The organism is Janthinobacterium sp. Bl 1 (genome assembly GCF_058215535.1).
On the sequence record NZ_CM177086.1, the window covers coordinates 5,532,433 to 5,552,975 of the forward strand.

Below are 20,543 nucleotides of genomic sequence, written 5' to 3' on the forward strand. Positions count from 1 at the left end.
ATGGCGTGCATAAGATGACATGCTTTTCCGACTATGACCATCCCTTCCATGCATGCAGCACGCCTTGCCTTGTAACTCCACGCCACAATGATGCCAACCATTACCCTGTCTGACGGCTTGATGGCGATGCCGAGCGGCATGCGCCGCTGGCGCGAAATGCTCAAGCTGCATCTGCGCGCCCGCGTGCAGCAGCGCCAGACTCGCCTCTGGCTGCAACTGCTGAACTCGCATCCGGTATTTCATGACCTGGTGCAGGCCTATCCACACATGATCCACAAGGTCTACCGCCCTTACCTGAGCCTGACCTTGAATTGCCAGCAGCGCGTAGAGTTGCTGGCCGAGCACTACCATTTCATCTTGCAGCAAGGCTGGGGCAAGCTGATGGGCCAAGCGGCGCACGGCCCCGTATGCCTGGGCACGGTGGCGGGCAAGTCGGGCGCGCCCTACCATTTGCAACTGTGTTCGCTGCATCCGATGGACCGCGAAGGCGAGATGGTGCTGCAACTGATGGATGACGACGATGTGCTGTATTCGATCGCCTTTTCCTTCTTCGGCAGCCAGCTGCGCGCCACCCTGGGCATGCGTATCGGCTGCCTGCAAGGCCCGAAGGGCGAGGACAGCGCGCACCGCGTGCGCGAGGCAACGCGCGACTTGCACGGCATGCGTCCGAAGACCCTGATGGTGCGCCTGGTGCGCCAGCTGGGGTACGAACACGGCTGCCGCAAGATGCTTCTTGTCGGCAATATCAACCGCGCCGTGCACCACTCCGCCAAGAAAGGCCGTCTGTTCGCCGACTACAATTCGCTATGGCAAGAACTGGGCGCGCAAGTGCGCCAGGATGGCGATTTTGAGTTGGCGTGCGAAAACCTGGCCTTGCCGGCGCTGCAGGAAATTCCTTCCAAGAAACGCTCGGAAGCACGCAAGCGCCACGAACTGACACTGGCCATGATCGCCTGCCTGCGCAGCGGCCTCGACGCCCATCGCAGCCCGCTGCAAGCCGCCACCGCAGGTGCTGCGGCCGCCGCCGGCGAGGTGCGGCAATCGGTCATGCTCGGCGAAGACGACGACTACGCTTCCGCCATCGCCTGAGCGTCCCCTCTCCTGCGGCACACGCTACAACCCGTGCATGGCACAATCCTGTTACGCTAGCGCTATCGGCATGCACTGCGGTGCGCCGGTTCCCCCAACGCTTACTAGGAGGCATTCATGCGCGTAGACATCTACCGCCGGGCCGAGCACGACGGCATTTTTTCCTACCTCGCCGTGCCGGAAGGAAAGCTCATTCCGGAAGAAGTGACCAATACCGACTGGCAGCTCGAAACACGCGCCAGCGAAGTGGCCGACGATGCCGAAATCTTGCCCGACTACCATATCGAACAGCCGCACCAGCAGATCGCCGCCAAAGGCTATGCGATTACGGGCCTGAAAGACATGTAAACGAAAAAAGCCAAACCAGCATGTCTGCGGTTTGGCTTTGTTGTCTGCGCCAGACGGTGCCGGTCAGTATTCGACCGCCACCTCTTGTGCGCCCAGCATTTGCTCAAGCGCCATCTGCAACTCATCCGATGGCGCCACTTTCCACTCATCACCAAACTGCAGCACGCAACTCACGCCTTGCGGGCTGACCCGCGCGGCGATCGGCAATCCCGTCTCGGCCCGGTGCGGCATGATCACGTCACGGATGCGCTTGGCGTCCAGGGTGGCCGGCAAGGTCAGGCCCAGCTGGCGGCCATACTGCACGCGCGCGGCGATGATGTCGAAGGCGCTCTCGGCCGTGATACGCAAGCCGCCCGAAAAACGGTCTTCCGATACCTTGCCCACGACGGCCAGGAATTCATCTTCCTTGAAGATTTTCCGGTTGGAGTCAAATAATTCGCCATACACCGTCACTTCCACCGTGCCGCTCTTGTCGTCCAGGGTGACGATGAGGATCTTGCCCCGTTGCGTCATCTGCGTGCGCAAGCCCGTGATGACGCCGGCCATCATGCGCGGTTCGCGCGACGGCGACAGTTCCGACAATTTCGTGCGCGCAAAACGGCGCGCCTCGGGCGCATACGAATCGAACAGGTGGCCGGACAGGTAGAAGCCCAGCGCGATCTTTTCTTCCGTCAATCGCTGTTTATCGGTCCACACGGGTACCTTGACGTACTCGGGCGGCGCCACCATGTCGCTGTCGTCGCCGCCGAACAGGCTCACCTGGTTGGCCGCCTTGGCGGCCTGGTCGGCGCATTCCATGGCGAAGGCCACCGATGCGAGCAGGATGGCGCGGTCGACCTTCAGGCAGTCGAAGGCGCCGCTGCGGATCAGCGACTCGATGGTGCGGCGGTTGATCTGTTTTTTATCCACGCGCTTGCAGAAATCGAACAGGCTCGTGAACGGCCCGCCCGCCTCGCGCGCGGCGATGATGGCTTCGATGGCGTTCTGGCCCGAGCCTTTCACGGCGCCCAGGCCATAGCGGATCTGCGTGACTTTCTTGCCGCTCACGGATGGCGGCGCGCCGCTCGGCGTGAAACGGTAATCGGATTCGTTGATGTCCGGCGGCAACAAGGTCAGCTTGCAGATTTCCAGCGAGTCTTCCACCAGGATCTTGATCTTGTCCGTGTCGTCCATGGCCAGCGACAAGTTGGCGGCCATGAAGGCGGCCGTGTGGTGCGCCTTCAGGTAAGCCGTGTGGTACGACAGCAAGGCGTAGGCGGCAGCGTGCGATTTGTTGAAACCGTAGCCGGCGAACTTTTCCATCAAGTCGAAAATCTCGTCGGCCTTTTCCGCCGTCAAGCCATCTTTCGCCGCACCGGCGCGGAAGATCTCGCGGTGCTCGGCCATCTCTTCGGCCTTCTTCTTACCCATGGCGCGGCGCAGCATGTCGGCGCCGCCCAGCGAGTAGCCGCCGACGATCTGCGCCATCTGCATCACCTGCTCCTGATACACCATGATGCCGTAGGTTTCGGACAGAATCGATTCCGTGCGCGGATCGGGATAATCGAAGCGTTCGCCGTGCTTGCGCTTGCAAAAGTCGGGAATCAGGTCCATCGGACCCGGACGGTACAAAGCCACGAGCGCGATAATGTCTTCGAAGCGGTCGGGACGCGCATCTTTCAGCATGCCCTGCATGCCGCGCGACTCGAGCTGGAACACGGCCACGGTCTTGGCCTTGGTCAGCAAGTCGTACGACGGCTTGTCGTTCAGCGGCAAGGTCGCCAGGTCGAAGTTCGCCTGCGCCGGATCGAGCTGCTTGATGTAGCGCACGGCGCGGTCGAGGATGGTCAGCGTGGTCAGACCCAAGAAGTCGAACTTCACGAGGCCGACGGCTTCCACGTCATCCTTGTCGTACTGCGACACGACGCCCGAATCGCCGCCCTGCGTGTACAGCGGGCAGAAATCCGTCAGCTTGCCCGGAGCAATCAAGACCCCCCCCGCGTGCATGCCGATATTGCGCGTGATGCCTTCGACCTGCTGCGCCAGGTCCAGCAGCTGCTTGACCTCTTCCTCGTTTTCCAGGCGCTCCTTGAGCAGCGGTTCTTCCTCGATGGCGTCGGCGATCGACACGGGTTTGCCGGGCTTGAACGGGATCAGCTTCGAGATGCCGTCGCAGAAGTTGTAGCCGAAGTCCATCACGCGGCCCACGTCGCGGATCGCGCCCTTGGCCGCCATGGTACCGAAGGTGGCGATCTGCGAGACCGCCTCCTTGCCATACAAATCCTTGACGTGCTGGATGACTCTGTCGCGCCCTTCCTGGCAAAAGTCGATATCGAAGTCGGGCATCGAAACGCGTTCGGGATTCAAAAAGCGCTCGAACAGCAGGTTGTACTGCAATGGGTCGAGGTCGGTAATGAGCAGCGAATACGCGACCAGCGAACCCGCACCCGAACCGCGGCCCGGTCCGACGGGCACGCCGTTTTCCTTGGCCCACTGGATAAACTCGGCCACGATGAGGAAGTAGCCGGGGAATTTCATGTTGCAAATCGTATCCGTCTCGAACTTCAGGCGCGACTCGTAGCGCGGACGCTCTTTCTCGCGGCGCTCGGGATCGGGATACAGCTGGATCAGGCGTTTTTCCAGGCCCGCCTGCGATTCGGCGACGAGGAACTGGTCGATCGTCATGCCGTCCGGCGTGGGGAAATTCGGCAGCTGCGGCTTGCCCAGGGTCAAGGTCAGATTGCAGCGCTTGGCGATTTCCACGGAATTAGCCAGCGCGGCCGGCAAGTCGGCGAACAGTTCCCCCATGTCGGCCTGCGACAGGAAGCGCTGGCTGTCGTTAAACCGTTTCACGCGCTTGGCGTTGGCCAGCATTTCGCCTTCAGCGATACAGGTGCGGGCTTCGTGGGCAATAAATTCTTCAGGGGAAATGAATTGCACGGGATGCGTGGCCACCACGGGCAAGCCCAGCTTGGCCGCCAGCGCCACCGCATGGCGCACCTGCGCTTCCTGGTTGGCCTGGCCGCCGCGCTGGATTTCGATATAGAAATGGCCGGGGAAAATCTCGGCCCAGCGCTGTGCATTGCGCTCGGCCAGGGCCAGGTTGCCATTTTCGATGGCCGTACCGACATCGCCGAAGTGCGCGCCCGACAGCACGATCAAGCCATTGGCCGCGCTTTCGCCCGGGTACAGATCGTAGGTATTCGTCGCCAGCGCCTGCAGCCACTCGATGCGCAGCTCGGCGCGGCCCTTGTACTGGTTCGTCAGCCAGGCCGTCGACAGCAGTTCGCACAGCTGCAGATAGCCCATGCGGTTTTTCGCCAGCAACAGCAAGCGCGACGGTTTTTCGCGGTTGTCGTCATTCGTGATCCACACGTCGACGCCGACGATGGGCTTGATGCCCTTGCCGCGCGCTTCCTTGTAGAACTTGACCATGCCAAACAGGTTCGACAGGTCGGTGACGGCCAGCGCCACCTGCTTGTCCTTCGCCGCGGCCTTGACCACGTCGTCGATGCGCACCAGGCCATCGACGATCGAGTACTCCGAGTGCACGCGCAAATGGACGAAGGCAGGACCGGGCTGCATCGCTTGCTGTGAACCTGCCGGAGCGCCGGCCTCTTGCATTACCATTTCCATCCTGTGTACCGTTTCGTGCAAAATTCAATGGGGTCTATTCTACCGCGTCGCGCGTACGGACCGGGTATCCTGCCTGGCCTGTCGGGCTTATAATATCGGCTGTTCAGTCTAAGCCGATCGCCATCATGCAAGCCATCACCCCAGCAACACCCGCCGTTTCCGCCGCCGCCAGCCCGCTGGCCGCCACGTTTGTCAATATCGCCGCGTATAAATTCATCACGCTCGACGATACGGAAGCCATGCGTCCCTTGTATCAGGAGCAATGCCTGGCGCTGGAACTGAAGGGTACGATCCTGCTGACGCCGGAAGGCATCAATATGTTCCTGTCGGGCACGCGCGAGCATATCGACAGCTTCCTCGCCTGGGTGCGCAGCGACGCGCGTCTGGCCGATCTGGAACGGAAAGAAAGCTTGTCTAACGAGCAATCGCACAAGCGCATGCTGGTCAAGCTGAAAAAAGAAATCATCACCATGCGCATGCCGCTGATCAAGCCGGAACTGGGCCGCGCCCCGTCCGTCGACGCGCACACGCTCAAGCGCTGGTTAGATGCCGGCGTCGACGATGCAGGCAAACCCGTGGTCATGATGGAAACACGCAACGCCTTTGAAGTGGACGTGGGTACGTTCAACAACACGCTCGATTATCGGATCGACAAGTTTACGGAATTCCCTGCCGTGGCCGCCGCCCACAAGGACGAGCTGGAAGGCAAAACCGTCGTCACTTTCTGCACGGGCGGCATCCGCTGCGAAAAGGCCGCCATCCACATGAAGGAAATCGGCTACGACAGCGTGTACCAGCTCGACGGCGGCATCCTCAAGTATTTCGAGGAAGTGGGCGGCGAGCACTACACGGGCGACTGCTTCGTGTTCGACTACCGCACGGCCCTGAACCCAAAACTGGAACCGACGGAAACCGTGCAGTGCTTCGTCTGCCGCGCCGTCGTCACGCCGCGCCAGCAACTGGCGCCGGAATATGTGTATGAGGTGTCTTGCCCGCATTGCTACGGTAAGAAAATCGCCGAGTAACGTGAACACAAATCATGGCGAAGGGATGCGTGACTTGTTGACCACAAAGGCGCAACACGCATGCCTTGGGGCTCCAAGACATTGCAGTGAGCGCACTGCAATGTCTCCCACGCGATGATTAAATAGTGGATTTTTCAACATCGTTAGATATTCCACCAGATACTCGTCCTGCTCTCGCTTCAAACGCAAGCAAATGTAACAACATTGGATTTACTTGGGATTTTAATAAACACTGTTCGTCTCCACCATAATAATTGCCGTTTGGATATTTTTTAATATCAGGTATTATTTCGTGCTTTATTTCGTATTCTCTCCGATCAGCCTGTAACCGGGCGGCGCCCGTTGAAGCAATGCATACATGGCAATTCCATGTATTCTGAATTATAATCAAGAGCTAATTGTATTTTTCTCACAGGAAATTTTAGATGATTTTGGTAACAGGCGCGTCGAAGTTTATTATTTTGTGATTTCACTTCATGCTGAATCGGCTTGCACAGAACGATGAATCTGTAATTGATGTGATAAGCACGCTTACGCAGAAAAGTTGCACAGCAGGCGTTCAGTCAATCTGGCTATTTAGCAACCAGTTTCGTGATGCTCACGTTGCTAGAATTTCCACAAGAAAAAAGAAGGCTACACGAGCAGGCCGTGGACCAGAAGAGTTACATGGCACATGATTGGGCACTGGACAGCACTCGGGTAGACGCAGACAATCGCCTGTTATCGCGACGCCTTCAGGGGCGCCACGCTTACGCACATTGCAGGATGATGGCAGGACCAATGCATCAAATTGAGCGATGCGGGAAGGCAGGGACATGAGCGGACATGGTGGCGTGTTGCCTGACCTACACACCGAACTTATACTTTTCCGCCAGGCACGCTGGCCGGTCAATTGTACGGGCGCTAGCCTGCAACTCGATAAAGCAGGCAAATTTACTTCGTTCAACAGGAATAATAAAAATGAAAGCAGTCATTCTTGCGGGTGGCCTCGGCACCCGGATCTCAGAAGAGACCCACACCAAACCTAAGCCCATGATTGAAATCGGTGGCAAGCCAATTTTGTGGCACATCATGAAAAGTTATTCAAGCCACGGCATCAACGATTTTGTGATTTGCTGCGGCTACAAAGGCTATGTCATCAAGGAATATTTCGCCAATTATTTCCTGCACACGTCGGACGTGACGTTCGATATGGAGAATAATCAGATGGAAGTGCATGCGCGCAACGCTGAGCCCTGGAAGGTTACGCTGGTCGATACCGGCGACGAAACCATGACCGGCGGGCGCCTGAAGCGCGTTCAGCCCTACCTGGAAGGCGAAGAGGCGTTCTGCTTCACCTACGGCGATGGCGTGAGCGATGTTAATATTACCGAATCGATCGCCTTCCACAAAGCGCACGGCAAACTCGCCACCTTGACCGCGACCCAGCCGCCAGGCCGTTTTGGCGCGCTGAATCTGGATGGCAACAAGATCAACAGTTTCCAGGAAAAACCACAGGGCGATGGCGCCTGGATCAACGGCGGCTATTTCGTGCTGTCGCCGCAAGTCATCGACTATATTGCCGAGGACAGCACCGTGTGGGAAAAGCAGCCATTGGAGCGCCTCGCCCAAGAAGGCCAGCTCGATGCCTACTTCCATCACGGATTCTGGCAACCGATGGATACCTTGCGCGACAAGGTGCATCTGGAAGAGCTGTGGCAATCGGGCAAGGCGCCCTGGAAGGCGGTTTGATGAATCCCGCATTCTGGCAAGGGAAGCGCGTTTTCCTCACCGGCCATACCGGCTTCAAGGGTGGCTGGCTGAGCCTGTGGCTGCAACAGCTTGGCGCCGACGTGACCGGTTACGCGCTGGAAGCGCCCACCACGCCCAGCCTGTTTGAGGTCGCCAATGTCGCGCACGGCATGCAATCGATCATCGGCGACGTGCGCGATGGTGAAGCCGTCAAGCGCGCCATGGCGATCGCGCGCCCGGACATCGTGATTCACATGGCGGCACAGCCACTGGTGCGCTACTCGTACGTGAACCCGGTGGAAACGTATGCCACCAACGTCATGGGCGTGGTGAATGTGCTTGAAGCCGTGCGCGCCACGCCTGGCGTGCGCGCGGTGGTCAATGTCACCAGCGACAAGTGTTACGAAAACCGCGAGTGGCCCTGGGGCTACCGTGAAAACGAAGCGATGGGCGGCTACGATCCCTACAGCAACAGCAAGGGCTGCGCCGAACTCGTCACGGCTGGCTATCGCAGTTCCTTCTTCCATGCGGACAAATACGCCGAGCACGGCATTGCCCTGGGCAGCGGCCGCGCCGGCAACGTCATCGGTGGTGGCGACTGGGCGCTGGATCGATTGATTCCCGACATGCTGCGCGCCATTGGCGCCGGCGAGCCGGTGATGATCCGCAATCCTCACGCCATCCGTCCGTGGCAACACGTGCTCGAGCCGCTGAGCGGTTATCTGACGCTGGCGGAAAAACTGTACACGGAAGGCCCCGTGCATGCCGAGGGCTGGAACTTCGGCCCGCACGATACCGATGCCAAGCCCGTCGAATGGATCATCGAGCGCATGACGCAGGAGTGGGGCGCCGGCGCCTCCTGGTCGCTCGATGGCCAGGACCATCCACACGAAGCTACCTATCTGAAGCTCGATTGTTCCAAGGCGCGCGGCCAGCTGGGCTGGCATCCGCGTTGGGATATCGGCCAGACCATCGCCAACATCGTCGAATGGCATAAAGCCTGCGACCAGGGCGCCGACATGCGTGCAATGACGCTGGCGCAAATCACGACTTATCAAAATACTTAACAAATTGAAGGCTGTATCATGAGCGAACAACTGACCCAACAACAAATCCGCGAACAGATCGCTGCCCTGGTAGCGCAATACGGCGCACTGGCCAGCGTACCGAAACCATTCGAACCGGGCGTGACGGTGATTCCACCGGCCGGCAAAGTAGTCGGTGCGCCTGAAATGGGCCTGATGGTCGAAGCCTCGCTCGACGCCTGGCTAACCACCGGTCGCTTCAATGACGAATTTGAAAAACGCCTGGCCAAGTTCATCGGCGTCGAATTCCTGATCACCGTCAATTCTGGCTCATCGGCCAACCTGGTGGCCTTTTCGGCGCTGACCTCGCCAAAACTGGGCGCGCGTGCCATTCAGCCAGGTGACGAAGTCATCGGTGTGGCGGCGGGTTTCCCGACCACCGTCAACCCGATCTTGCAATTTGGCGCCGTGCCCGTCTTCGTCGACGTCGAGCTGGGCACCTATAACATCGATGCCTCGAAAATTGAAGCGGCCATCACGGACAAGACCAAGGCCATCATGCTGGCCCATACCCTGGGCAATCCATTCAACTTGGAAGTCATCGTCGCGCTGTGCAAGAAATACAATCTGTGGCTAGTGGAAGATTGCTGCGACGCCCTGGGCGCCACCTACAACGGCCAGATGTGCGGCACCTTTGGCGATATCGGCACCATGAGCTTCTACCCTGCGCACCACATCACCATGGGCGAAGGCGGCGCGGTGTTTACCAACAATCCGGAACTGAAAGCGATTGCCGAGTCATTCCGCGACTGGGGCCGCGACTGCTATTGTGCGCCGGGCAAGGACAATACCTGCGGCCAGCGTTTCTGCTGCAAGCTCGGTACCCTGCCAGACGGCTACGACCACAAGTACACCTACAGCCACCTCGGTTACAACCTAAAAATCACGGACATGCAGGCCGCTTGTGGCCTGGCACAGATGGACCGCGCGGCCGGCTTCGTGCAGGCGCGCAAGGACAATTTCCACTACATGAAAAACGGCCTGCAAAGCTGTGCGGAATTCCTGATCTTACCGGAAGCGACGCCGAACTCGGACCCATCGTGGTTCGGTTTCCCCATCACCCTCCGTCCGGAAGCAAACGTCGACCGTGTCAGCCTGCTGACATTCCTGGACCAAAACAAGATCGGTACGCGTTTGTTGTTTGCCGGCAACTTGACGCGCCAACCGTACATGATCGGGCGTAACTACCGCGTCTCGGGCGAGCTGACGAATACCGACCGTATCATGCATGACACGTTGTGGATTGGCGTCTTCCCTGGCCTGACCAAGGAAATGATGGACTTCTCGATCAGCAAGATTGAAGAATTCTTTGGTGTGAATTTCTAAATTACATTATGAAACTAGTAAAAGAACTCCTTCCCGCCTGTTTTCTACTTGAACCTAGCCGCTTTGAAGATGCGCGAGGTACCTTTGTTAAAACCTATCATGAAGGCATCTGCAAAAATTTAGGCGCAAATCTGGATATACAAGAGGAGTTCTATTCTATTTCACGCAAGGACGTAATTCGCGGCATGCATTTTCAGCTGCCACCCCACGATCATGACAAGCTGGTTTACTGTACTCGCGGTGCCGTCCGCGATGTACTGTTAGACCTGCGAAAAGGACCAAGTTACGGCAAAGTGGCTTCTGTGGACCTGTCTGGAGAAAACGGCCTGATGGTCTTTATTCCAAAGGGAATAGCCCATGGTTTTGTCGCGCTGACAGACGAAGCGTTGATGTTGTACAAGACCAGCACGGTGCACACCCCGTCTGCCGACTGCGGCATACATTGGGACAGCTTCGGGTTCGATTGGCAAGTGACGGCACCGGTCCTGTCCGTGCGCGATGAACAACACAGCGTCTTTGCCGATTTCATTTCTCCGTTTTAATAGGATATCTTCCGTGAAAGTTTTCCTTACCGGCGCTACCGGTTTTATAGGCAGTCAGCTAGTCAAACGTCTGCTTGCCGATAATCACGAGGTTGCAATCCTGGTACGTCAGCATTCCGATCTCAGCGTATTGCAAGATGCTTTACCAAAGATTAGCGTGCATATCCATGATGGCAGCTATCCCTCCGTATATGCTGCACTAGAGCAAACTCAGCCAGACGTCGTTTGCCACGTTGCCTCCTTGTTCCTGGCACAGCATAAGCCGGAAGATGTGAACCGCTTGATCGAGTCAAATCTCGGCATGCCCACACAGTTGCTTGAAGCCATGCAACAGTTGGGATTGCGTCGTCTGATTAATACCGGCACGTCCTGGCAGCACTTTGAAAGTGCTGCATACAACCCCGTTAACCTGTATGCGGCAACCAAACAAGCATTCGAGGATTTGCTGGCCTATTATGTATCCGCACACGGTTTTCAAGCCATCACATTGAAGCTGTTCGACACTTACGGCCCCGGCGATACCCGTGCAAAACTGTTCAGTCTGTTGCGCAAGACAGCCCGCAGCGGCGTCAACCTCCGCATGTCACCTGGAGAGCAACTGCTCGACCTCGTGTACATCGATGACGTGCTCGATGCCTACCTTTTGGCCATGCACCGCCTCCCCTCAGTTGGCGTAGCGGAATGCTATGCCGTCAGCAACCCTGACCGTCTGACCTTGAAAGATCTGGTTCAAGTCTATGGTGCCGTCGTAGGCAAAAACCTGCAGATCGAATGGGGTGGCCTGCCTTACCGTCCACGTGAAACCATGCAACCGTGTACGCGTCAACCTCGTCTGCCAGGTTGGCAGCCACACATTACGTTGCAGCAGGGAATTGCGCGCATGGAAGCCGACACGCTCATCGAGGGCTTGCTGGTCGGACAAAATAAATGAAAAAAGACATGCTCTGGGGCTATCTGTCTCAGTTTTTGCAGTACGGCGCAGCTTTGCTGGTCCTTCCATTATTACTGAGAAAACTGAGTAGTGCAGAGCTAGGCATCTGGTATGTCTTCATGACGATATCGGCACTGGTGACGATGCTCGACCTCGGCTTCACGCCCACGCTGGCGCGCAATGTCAGTTATGTCTTGGGCGGCGCGAAACGTTTGCTAAAGGATGGTTTCGAGGTATTAACCACGCCATCCGCTGTCGACTATAGCTTGTTCAATGCCATCATTCACGCAGCACGGCGCATCTTCATGGTGCTGGCCGGCTGTGCCTTCCTGCTGCTGGCGACTCTGGGAAGCTGGTACATCGTGCATGTATCGGAAGGTCAGATCCCCGCGCAAGAAGTATTGCTTGCCTGGGGTGTGTTTGTTGTCGCTACAGTAATCAATCTGTATTACAAATACTATACGCCACTGCTGCAAGGACGCGGCCTGTATGCCGCATTCTACAAATCGAGTGCCCTGTCCAATCTCGGTTTCGTGATTGTTACGGCCGTACTTTTGCAATGTGACCTGACCTTACTGGCAGTGGCATTAGGATATCTTGCTTCGGCGCTCATTGGACGCTGGCTCAGCTGGTACTATTTCCACGATCAGTCTTTCCAGGCAGCCCTGCGTCAAGCGCCGCCTTCCAGCATTTCCACGCGCGATATCTTCGGTATTCTCTGGCATAACGCATGGCGCATGGGCCTGGGGGTCATCGGTGCCTTCCTGATACTCAGGGCCAATACGCTGCTATCGTCAGCTTATCTAGGCCTGGCCACCACCGCCGCTTATGCGCTGACGCTGCAGGTCTATTCCGTCTTGCAAAACATGTCGATGGTTTTGTTCAATATCCAGCAACCTAAACTTGCGCAATACCGTGTGGCGAATGAACCCGAGCGCCTGCGTCATACCATACAGATCGGAATCGGCTGTGCAATTGGGATCTTTCTCTGTGGATCGATCGTCCTGGTGTGTTTTGGCCCGACCATGATCGAATGGATCGGCGGTCAAACCGGGCTGCTGGCATTACCGCTACTGATTTGGGTTGGAATCATGGTGTTGCTGGAATTGAACCATTCGCTGGCCGCCAGCGTCATTGTTACCGGTAACCGTGTGCCATTTGTCAAACCAGCACTCGTCTCCGGGGTGGCTATTGTGGCGCTCTCATGGCTAGGCTTGCGTTTGGGGGGCATGGGCCTGACGTGGCTCATTGCAAGTCAATTTACAGTACAACTCGTCTATAACAATTGGAAATGGCCATACATGGTCTGGCTCGAACTGTACCGCAATAAAGCGTCGCCTGCCGCCTCCTCGCACCATCAAATGAAAGTGTAACGTTTGAATATTCTTGATATTGAAGACCAATTTGCCATTTGTGCAGATCGTCCTTCGTCACTCATCATTGATGGCGGCAAGCACATCATGCCAATACTGTCCATCATGATCCCGACCTATCGCCGCCCAGACATGCTGGCGCAGGCGATTCGTTCGGTACTAGCCCAGGCAAGCGATATCGACTTTGAAATCGTCGTGGTGGACAATGACCATTCGATGAGCAAACAAATTGACGAACTGATTCGTCAATTTGCAGATGATCGTCTGCGCCTGTTCCGCAACAGCGAAAATCTGGGTATGTTCGGCAATTGGAACCGCTGTATTGAACTGGCGCGCAGTGAGTGGATTTCCATCCTCAACGACGACGATTTATTACATCCGAACTTTGTCGACGAAATGTTTTCAGTGCTGGAGAAAAAACCTGCAATTAGCATGTTGTATTGTCGTTCCATTTTCATGGATGATCGCGGAAACTTTGCCAGAAAGCTCAAAAGCACGGTAAAACAGGGCCTGAAAAATATCAAGAATACCTGGCTGATGCCGCGCCTGAGCGCGATCCCGATTTCACACGTGTATATGGATTCGCCATCAAGCGCTCTCGGCCTCATTTTCAAACGCAGCAATGCTATGGAGATAGGTGGTTATAAAGCGGCGGCCTTTCCCAGTTCGGACTACGTATTTTTTACGATGTATTTCCTTCGCTTTGGCGCTAGCAGGCTGAACAAGACCTTGGCTTATTACCGCATTCATGAAAATGAAACCGCCAACCCGAGTACCGGTGAAGGTTTTATCGCAAAAAATCTACAATTACGCAGGAGCCTTGAACAGCATGTCAAGGCGCCGCCTTCGCTGTTGCGCATTTATGCACAACTCTATGCGTTGACCACGATAAAACAATATAAAAGCTTCTGGAATGTCGAGCTTGACCTAGACCGCCTGCGCCGTGAACACGGCTTGACGGAATTGCCAATATTTCCTTTTTACCATTTTAGCCGGCTGGCATTGCGTTTGTGGCTGCTCGTTTGCCGGTAACCGGATCGTCGCCATATTGAAATACGTTCAGCAATACTTTTATAAAAAATAAATTCATGACTTCCCAAATTTCGCAGAAGAAAAAGATACTGATTGCTGCCTACGCTATTTCTCCTTATTCCGGCTCGGAATTCGGCGTGGGATGGAATTTTGTTTCCAAGTTAAGCGAATTCTATGACATTACCGTCATGTACGGCACCTCTGGAGTCTGCATGGGCAATCGCGATGCTATGCTCGCCTATCTGCAATCCCAGCCTGCGGATGGCGTCAAGTATGTCTACGTCGAGCCGAATGCACTGGTGCGCCTCTTCGACTGGATGAACCGTTCGGTAACGCCGCTGTTTTTCTCCTTTTCTTACATGTTATGGCAACGCCAAGTACTGGCAACTGCAAAAAAGTTGAAAAAAAATGAAGATTACAGCCTGGTGCATCAGTTGAACACCATTGGTTTTCGTCATCCTGGATTTTTGTGGAAACTCGACCTGCCATATGTATGGGGCCCGGTCGGCGGGAGTTCGGATTTGAACGATATCTTTTTCCCCATCCTCAGCAAAGGAAATTACCTACGAAATAAGCTGCGTAACTGGACAAACCGATATTTTCTGCGGCATTCAGCACGCGTCAGGAATGCAGCAATAACTGCAAAGGCGGTTTTTTGCGCCACCTCGGCGGACCGCGACAACTTCAGACGGTTTCTCAATGTGGATTGCCAGGTCATCCGCGAAAATTCGGTGCTGAACATGAAGGACGCGATCAAGCCTACAGGTGCCCAGGTGCAGTTCGTCTGGGCCGGCAGCGTCGACGAGCGCAAGGCATTGAATCTGCTGTTTAGTGCCCTCGAGCAATTGCCGTCCCGTTCAGACTGGTGCTTGCACGTGATCGGCGACGGACCGATCAAATCCATGCTGCAGGCCAGGGCCGTGGTATCCGAGCTGGACAAGCAGATACTCTGGCATGGCCAGGTCCAGCGCGAGGAAGTGCTGCGCATTATGCGCGAAGCAGATGTGCACATCATGCCCTCGATCATGGACAGCAATCCGACTGTTTTGCTGGAAGCGTTTGAAATGGGCTTGCCAAGTATTGCTCTGGACCAATTTGGCGCGCATGACCTGATAACGGCAGAAACAGGCTTCAAAGTGAGCGTCAATACGCTGGAAGAAATCGTCGAACAATTGGCACAGCATATAACGTTCTGTCTCGATAACCACGCCACCGTCGACCTCATGAAGACCAATGTCCTACTCCGCCAAAAGGAATTACATTGGGATATCAGCCTTCGCCAGGTGCGCGACCTCTACGAAAAGGTATCACATGAGTGATTTTTTCTCGGCACTGGCCTCACGGGCGAGGAAGGAGAAATTCGCCATCGATCCGGACGTGCCTCGCTCCTACTTGCTGCGTTTTTTCTTGACTAAGGTCATTGACCTCCTGCGGGGCGTGCTCGTCTTCCGGAGACTGAATGCGCGTATTTTTATCGGCAAGAAAGTCGAGATTCTGTGCGCATCGAAAATCAGTACGGGTCGCTTCATTAAATTCGCTTCCGGATGCTATGTAGATGCCCTGTCGCGCGATGGCATCAGGCTGGGTAACAATTTTTCCCTGGGACGGGGTGCCTCCATTGAATGTACGGGTTCGCTGGCCACCTTAGGCATAGGTTTTTCTGCGGGCAATAATGTCGGCATTGGTTCCTTCAGTTTCCTGGGTTGTGCGGGTGGCATCAGCATTGACGATAACACGATACTGGGAAATTTTGTCAGCATGCATTCCGAAAACCATAATTTCGAACGCCTTGATATCCCTATACGCCTGCAAGGCGTCACCCAGCAAGGCATACACATTGGGAAAAACTGCTGGATCGGCGCCAAAGCCACCATACTTGACGGCGCACGTATCGGCGACCACGCTGTCATCGCCGCTGGTGCGGTCGTCACGGCGGGAGAATATGAAGGCAATGCCGTATATGGCGGTGTTCCTGCGCGTAAATTAAAATCACTTATCGCATGACACAAACTACTCCCATCCCTCGCGCGGACCACGCAAAAATCGACCTGGTTTTTTGTCATTTGTTAAATGATGCGTCGGGCAGTCCACGCGTCCTGCGTGGAACGATCAAGGCATTGGTGGACGATCCTGCGCGCGCCATGCTGTTTGTCGGCTCCCAGGGCCGCGGTGTGCTGGAAAACTGCGGCATTCCCATCCGCCGCTATTGGTACCACCGCTCACAGTTTCGTATCATTACCCTGTTCAATCTGATACTCAGCCAGCTATTTCTGCTGTTTTCCTTGCTATGCGAGCGACAGATTGCCAAGGATGCCGTTATCTATGTGAATACCCTGCTACCATTCGGCGGCGCACTGTATGGCAAGCTCACCGGACGTAAGGTCATCTATCACGTGCATGAGATTTCGATAGAACCGAAGCCGTTGCGCGTGTTTTTATGTACTATCGCGCAAATCTGCTCTGCCTATAACATTTATGTCTCAAATTCACATGCGGATGCCTTACCCATCGCTGGCGTGCAGTCCGTGCGAATCTACAATGCGCTTGACGACGACTTCACGGCAATCGCTGCCCAAGCCGTCTATCAGGCGCGACACGACGACATATTTACTGTGCTGATGCTGGCTTCGCTGCGCGACTATAAGGGCGTACCAGAAATGGTGGCGCTTGCCGCTGCGCTTACCGACCGCGCGGATGTGCAATTTGAACTGGTTGTCAATGATGACCAGGCGGCCATCGATCAATATTTCGCCAATAAACCCGTCACGGCTAACCTGCGAATTTATCCTCGCACCGACAATCCAGCCATGTTTTACCAACGCGCCGGCGTCCTGTTCAATCTCTCGCGCATCGACAGCTGGATTGAAACATTCGGCCTCACGGTTCTGGAAGGAATGGCATTTGGCATACCGGTACTGGTACCGCCAGTGGGCGGACCTGCAGAACTGGTTCACGATATGCAAGAAGGTTTTCTAGTCGACTCACGTGACTTCGCCATGTTAAAGCAAAGAACGCTCACCCTGGCAGACGATACGGCCCTGTGCAAATCCATGTCGGAAGCCGCACGTCGCAGAGCGGACAATTTTTCAAAAGAAAAATTTTCTCAGGCACTCAGAAGCGTCATACAAAAAATACAATAAAGCGCAACACACCGGCCCAATTATAAGACGTGCCCTTCAATATAACGGGAAATAGTTTGTTAATCAGTAAAATAATCCATACACCACGTCAGATCGGTGCGCCGTCGCAATTCCTATTCTGGGGACTCCTGCTGTCTGTGCTTGGCCTCTTTTTCAGTTCCAACTATCTCAAGCTGGGCAGCCTGTTCCTGATGGGGCTTTATATTTTTCTGCCTGTAAAAAAGATCCGGCGCTACCGTGGGGAAAGGCTCGAATTTTATTTGCTTTTACCATGCGTCATTGGTATTTTTTTTGCGTGGAAAAACCATCTCGCCGATGCGGTCCGGGATATTTTATTCTTTCTCATTCCATACATTTATTTTTTGGCAGGTAAAAGGTTTTTCAAGCAAGGGGGAAATATTCGGGCGTTGATTTTTGGTTACTCAAAAATATACTGCGTTATTTTCCTGTTGCTTCTATGTTTCTTCTGGTATGAAATGGGATTCATAGGTGTATTGGAGATACGTGATTTTGTCAGCCCTGGCAGCTTCTTGCTGGTTTACTGTATCGTGCTGCTGTATGAAAAACGAAAATCATGGCAAAATCTCTTGCATAACCCCTGGTTCATTGCCGTGCACGCCGTCTTCCTCGCACAATTTTCACGCACATATGTAATTATTCTGGCGGCATTTTTCTTTCTATCCGGAAAGAAAATCGTAGACGGAAAAATAATGTGGCGAGCCATCGCCTTTTTTTTCATCGCCGCGCTCATAGCGGGAGCTTTTGGCTTGTATGATTTAATTGGCGAGACTCTGCATAAAGCCATATCTGAATTGCATTTCAATGACGATTGGACTCAGGAAGACATGGGCACCAGTTATCGTGCCTACGAGATTTTTGCCGCGTTTAATGAATTTAAAAACTATCCTTTTATCAATAAAATCCTTGGTGGTGGGTTTGGCGCTTTGGTGCATTTGGATTTTTCAGTCGTACTGGGTGGTGGCGAGTATTCGGAAATTCCCTGGATGCACAATGGTTATTTTTACATTCTGATCAAGAGTGGATTGATTGGCATGCTGTGCTATCTCACTTTCCTGGTAAAAATATTCAGGCGGGCCAAGCACTGTGTCGATACCAGTGGCAGAGTCATGATACTCGGCAGCATCGCGGGACTTTTACTGTCCAACATGGTCATCTGCGGCATATTCAGCAATGAATCCGTATTTTCTTACATTGTATTAGGTTATTTCTCAAGCTTTCTTGCAACAAAAAAAACAGGTTCACATTAATATGAAAAAAATCGCTATCGTAGGTTCCGTCGGATTACCAGCCAAATATGGAGGATGGGAAACACTTGTCGACCACCTGACGACGCGCTTGTCCACTTCCTTTGAGTTCACCGTGTATTGCTGCGCTGAAAAATATCCGGAGAAACTGGCAACCTATAATGGCGCCAAGCTGGTCTACATCAACCTTGATGCCAACGGCATGCAAAGTATCATCTATGACCTGTGGTCGATGTTGAAAGCGGTCCGTTATGCCGATACGATCGTGGTGTTGGGGGTATCCGGCTGCGTCTTCATGCCTGTGCTGAAGCTCATATCGCGCAAAAAATTTGTTATTAATATTGATGGCCTTGAGTGGCGCCGGGCCAAATGGAGTGGCTTTGCAAAATGGTTCCTGAAACTATCGGAGTCCGCCGCCGTACGCTATGCCGATCAGGTCGTGACGGACAATAAAGCGATTCAAGATTATGTCAAAACGCAATATGGACGCGATAGTGCACTGATCGCCTATGGTGGCGACCATGCCGTACGCCCACAGCGGGATGATGCAATACTAGCAAAATATGAACTCGATCGCGTGAAATACGCATTTAAAGTATGCCGTATCGAACCTGAAAACAATATCGACATGATTATCGAGGCATTCGCCAGTGCCCCCATGATGGATCTTGTCATCGTGGGAAACTGGGACAATAGCGAATATGGCAAGCAATTACGACAAAAATATGCCGGCATTGCCCATTTACATTTACTCGACCCAATCTACGATCACACCATCCTGAATCAGTTGCGCACTGCTTGCCAAGTGTATGTCCACGGCCACAGCGCCGGTGGAACCAATCCATCCTTGGTCGAAGCGATGAGCCTGGGCTTGCCAGTGCTTGCCTATGGCTGCATCTTCAACCGAGAAACGACCAATCAGCAGGCTTATTTTTTTGACACGTCAGTGGAATTAACTGAACTGCTGAACAGCTTGGATGAGGCCAAGCTGATGCTCTTGGGACAGCAGATGAAACAATTGGCGGATCAATTGTATACATGGGACAGAATTTCGAGCGGCTATGCACACATCTTTTAATCCCCACAGTTTTCTTGTGACAGGTGCCTCAGGTTTTGTCGGCAGGGCACTGACACAGTATCTGGGCGCCCAAGCCGGAACGCACGTGGTGTGCGCTGCCCGTCGCCACATCCCATGCACGGCGCCAAACATGACGTTCTTCCAATGCAACGATGCGCTTGAAACACAGGATTGGCACACGGCGCTCAACGGTGTGGAAGTGGTCATTCATCTTGCAGCCAGAGTCCACGTCATGCAGGACACGGCAGCGTCTCCAGCAGATGAATTTCGTCGTATCAACGTGCAAGGCAGCATCAATGTGGCCCGCCAGGCAGCGGATGCCGGTACCCGCAGATTCATCTTCATCAGTTCATTAAAGGTGAATGGGGAGCAGACGCGGCCAGGACACCCGTTTCAAGCCAATGATGCTGCGAATCCACAAGACCCCTACGGCATCTCCAAACACGAAGCCGAACAGGCGCTACTGGCCATTGGACGCGAAACGGGCATGGAAATCGTTATTCTGCGTCCACCGCTAATCTATGGGCCTGGTGTACGCGCTAATTTCGAACGATTGATGCGTTTGGTACAGCGCGGTGTACCATTACCATTCGGCGCCGTACACAATGTCCGCAGTATGGTTGCACTAGAGAATTTTGTTGATTTGATTGCACTCAGTACATGGCATGCACAGGCACCGGGGAAAATATTCCTAGTGTCAGATGACCACGATGTCAGCATTGCACAATTACTGCGTATGTTGGCAAAAGGCATGAAAAAATATATTTGGCTGATACCCATTCCTCCCGCCCTGATTGTGGCGTTGGCGTGCTTGGCAGGGAAATCGATGGATGCGAGCCGGCTGCTTGACTCATTGCAGGTTGATATTAGCGAGACCAAACGCACACTGAACTGGCAGCCTCCCTATGCAATGCAGGAAGCCATCAATAAGACGGTGACTTCTTTTATTTCAAAACAATAAAA

General features: G+C 54.5%; 17 protein-coding genes. 16 read left to right on the forward strand and 1 reads right to left on the reverse strand.

What is annotated here, in order from left to right; all coding sequences use genetic code 11:
• Positions 1-87: 87 nt before the first annotated feature.
• Both AC4BCN_RS24940 and AC4BCN_RS24945 read left to right on the forward strand, forming a co-directional pair.
• Positions 88-1,089: a VirK/YbjX family protein gene (locus AC4BCN_RS24940; RefSeq protein WP_490492005.1), complete on the forward strand. Its 1,002-nt coding sequence runs from the start codon at positions 88-90 to the stop codon at positions 1,087-1,089.
• 117 nt (positions 1,090-1,206) lie between these two features.
• Positions 1,207-1,437: a DUF6139 family protein gene (locus AC4BCN_RS24945; protein WP_034747058.1), complete on the forward strand. Its 231-nt coding sequence runs from the start codon at positions 1,207-1,209 to the stop codon at positions 1,435-1,437.
• Between the two features lie 63 nt (positions 1,438-1,500).
• On the opposite strand, the gene dnaE is transcribed toward AC4BCN_RS24945, so the two are convergent.
• Positions 1,501-5,040, reverse strand: a complete 3,540-nt coding sequence (gene dnaE / locus AC4BCN_RS24950; RefSeq protein ID WP_490492006.1) for a DNA polymerase III subunit alpha — start codon at positions 5,038-5,040, stop codon at positions 1,501-1,503.
• A gap of 137 nt (positions 5,041-5,177) precedes the next feature.
• Here dnaE and AC4BCN_RS24955 point away from each other — a divergent pair, with 137 nt between their 5' ends.
• The 14 genes from AC4BCN_RS24955 to AC4BCN_RS25020 all read left to right on the forward strand — a co-directional run bounded on the left by AC4BCN_RS24955 (position 5,178) and on the right by AC4BCN_RS25020 (position 20,541).
• Positions 5,178-6,077 carry a sulfurtransferase gene (locus AC4BCN_RS24955; protein WP_490492007.1) on the forward strand — a complete coding sequence of 300 codons (900 nt, stop codon included), beginning with the start codon at positions 5,178-5,180 and terminating at the stop codon, positions 6,075-6,077.
• Positions 6,078-7,037: 960 nt separating this feature from the next.
• Positions 7,038-7,808, forward strand: coding sequence for a glucose-1-phosphate cytidylyltransferase (gene rfbF, locus AC4BCN_RS24960; protein ID WP_072455706.1), 771 nt, complete (start codon positions 7,038-7,040; stop codon positions 7,806-7,808).
• On the forward strand, positions 7,808-8,875 hold the full coding sequence (rfbG, locus tag AC4BCN_RS24965) for a CDP-glucose 4,6-dehydratase (RefSeq protein WP_072455201.1): 1,068 nt from the start codon (positions 7,808-7,810) through the stop codon (positions 8,873-8,875). The genes rfbF and rfbG overlap by 1 nt, the downstream gene beginning before the upstream one ends.
• An 18-nt stretch (positions 8,876-8,893) precedes the next feature.
• Positions 8,894-10,219 carry a lipopolysaccharide biosynthesis protein RfbH gene (gene rfbH, locus AC4BCN_RS24970; protein ID WP_338679638.1) on the forward strand — a complete coding sequence of 442 codons (1,326 nt, stop codon included), beginning with the start codon at positions 8,894-8,896 and terminating at the stop codon, positions 10,217-10,219.
• Positions 10,220-10,227: 8 nt separating this feature from the next.
• On the forward strand, positions 10,228-10,761 hold the full coding sequence (locus AC4BCN_RS24975; protein ID WP_338679639.1) for a dTDP-4-dehydrorhamnose 3,5-epimerase family protein: 534 nt from the start codon (positions 10,228-10,230) through the stop codon (positions 10,759-10,761).
• A 13-nt stretch (positions 10,762-10,774) separates the two neighbouring features.
• Entirely contained in the window at positions 10,775-11,692 is a 918-nt protein-coding gene (locus tag AC4BCN_RS24980; RefSeq protein WP_072455159.1) for an NAD-dependent epimerase/dehydratase family protein, read from the forward strand.
• Positions 11,689-13,065, forward strand: a complete 1,377-nt coding sequence (gene wzx / locus AC4BCN_RS24985; RefSeq protein WP_338679640.1) for an O-unit flippase-like protein — start codon at positions 11,689-11,691, stop codon at positions 13,063-13,065. Before AC4BCN_RS24980 ends, wzx begins: the two co-directional genes overlap by 4 nt.
• Positions 13,066-13,068: 3 nt before the next feature.
• Positions 13,069-14,097, forward strand: coding sequence for a glycosyltransferase family 2 protein (locus tag AC4BCN_RS24990; RefSeq protein WP_338679641.1), 1,029 nt, complete (start codon positions 13,069-13,071; stop codon positions 14,095-14,097).
• Between the two features lie 56 nt (positions 14,098-14,153).
• Positions 14,154-15,416 carry a glycosyltransferase family 4 protein gene (locus AC4BCN_RS24995; RefSeq protein ID WP_338679642.1) on the forward strand — a complete coding sequence of 421 codons (1,263 nt, stop codon included), beginning with the start codon at positions 14,154-14,156 and terminating at the stop codon, positions 15,414-15,416.
• Complete coding sequence (locus AC4BCN_RS25000; RefSeq protein WP_072455155.1) at positions 15,409-16,101, forward strand: acyltransferase; 693 nt, start codon at positions 15,409-15,411, stop codon at positions 16,099-16,101. The genes AC4BCN_RS24995 and AC4BCN_RS25000 overlap by 8 nt, the downstream gene beginning before the upstream one ends.
• Positions 16,098-17,237: a glycosyltransferase family 4 protein gene (locus tag AC4BCN_RS25005; RefSeq protein ID WP_338679643.1), complete on the forward strand. Its 1,140-nt coding sequence runs from the start codon at positions 16,098-16,100 to the stop codon at positions 17,235-17,237. The genes AC4BCN_RS25000 and AC4BCN_RS25005 overlap by 4 nt, the downstream gene beginning before the upstream one ends.
• Before the next feature lie 56 nt (positions 17,238-17,293).
• On the forward strand, positions 17,294-18,505 hold the full coding sequence (locus AC4BCN_RS25010) for an O-antigen ligase family protein (protein ID WP_072455153.1): 1,212 nt from the start codon (positions 17,294-17,296) through the stop codon (positions 18,503-18,505).
• A 1-nt stretch (position 18,506) separates the two neighbouring features.
• Entirely contained in the window at positions 18,507-19,580 is a 1,074-nt protein-coding gene (locus tag AC4BCN_RS25015) for a DUF1972 domain-containing protein (RefSeq protein WP_338679644.1), read from the forward strand.
• A complete protein-coding gene (locus tag AC4BCN_RS25020; protein WP_072455151.1) occupies positions 19,564-20,541 on the forward strand; it encodes a UDP-glucose 4-epimerase family protein in 978 nt (325 codons plus the stop codon). The genes AC4BCN_RS25015 and AC4BCN_RS25020 overlap by 17 nt, the downstream gene beginning before the upstream one ends.
• The last annotated feature ends 2 nt before the right edge of the window (positions 20,542-20,543 follow it).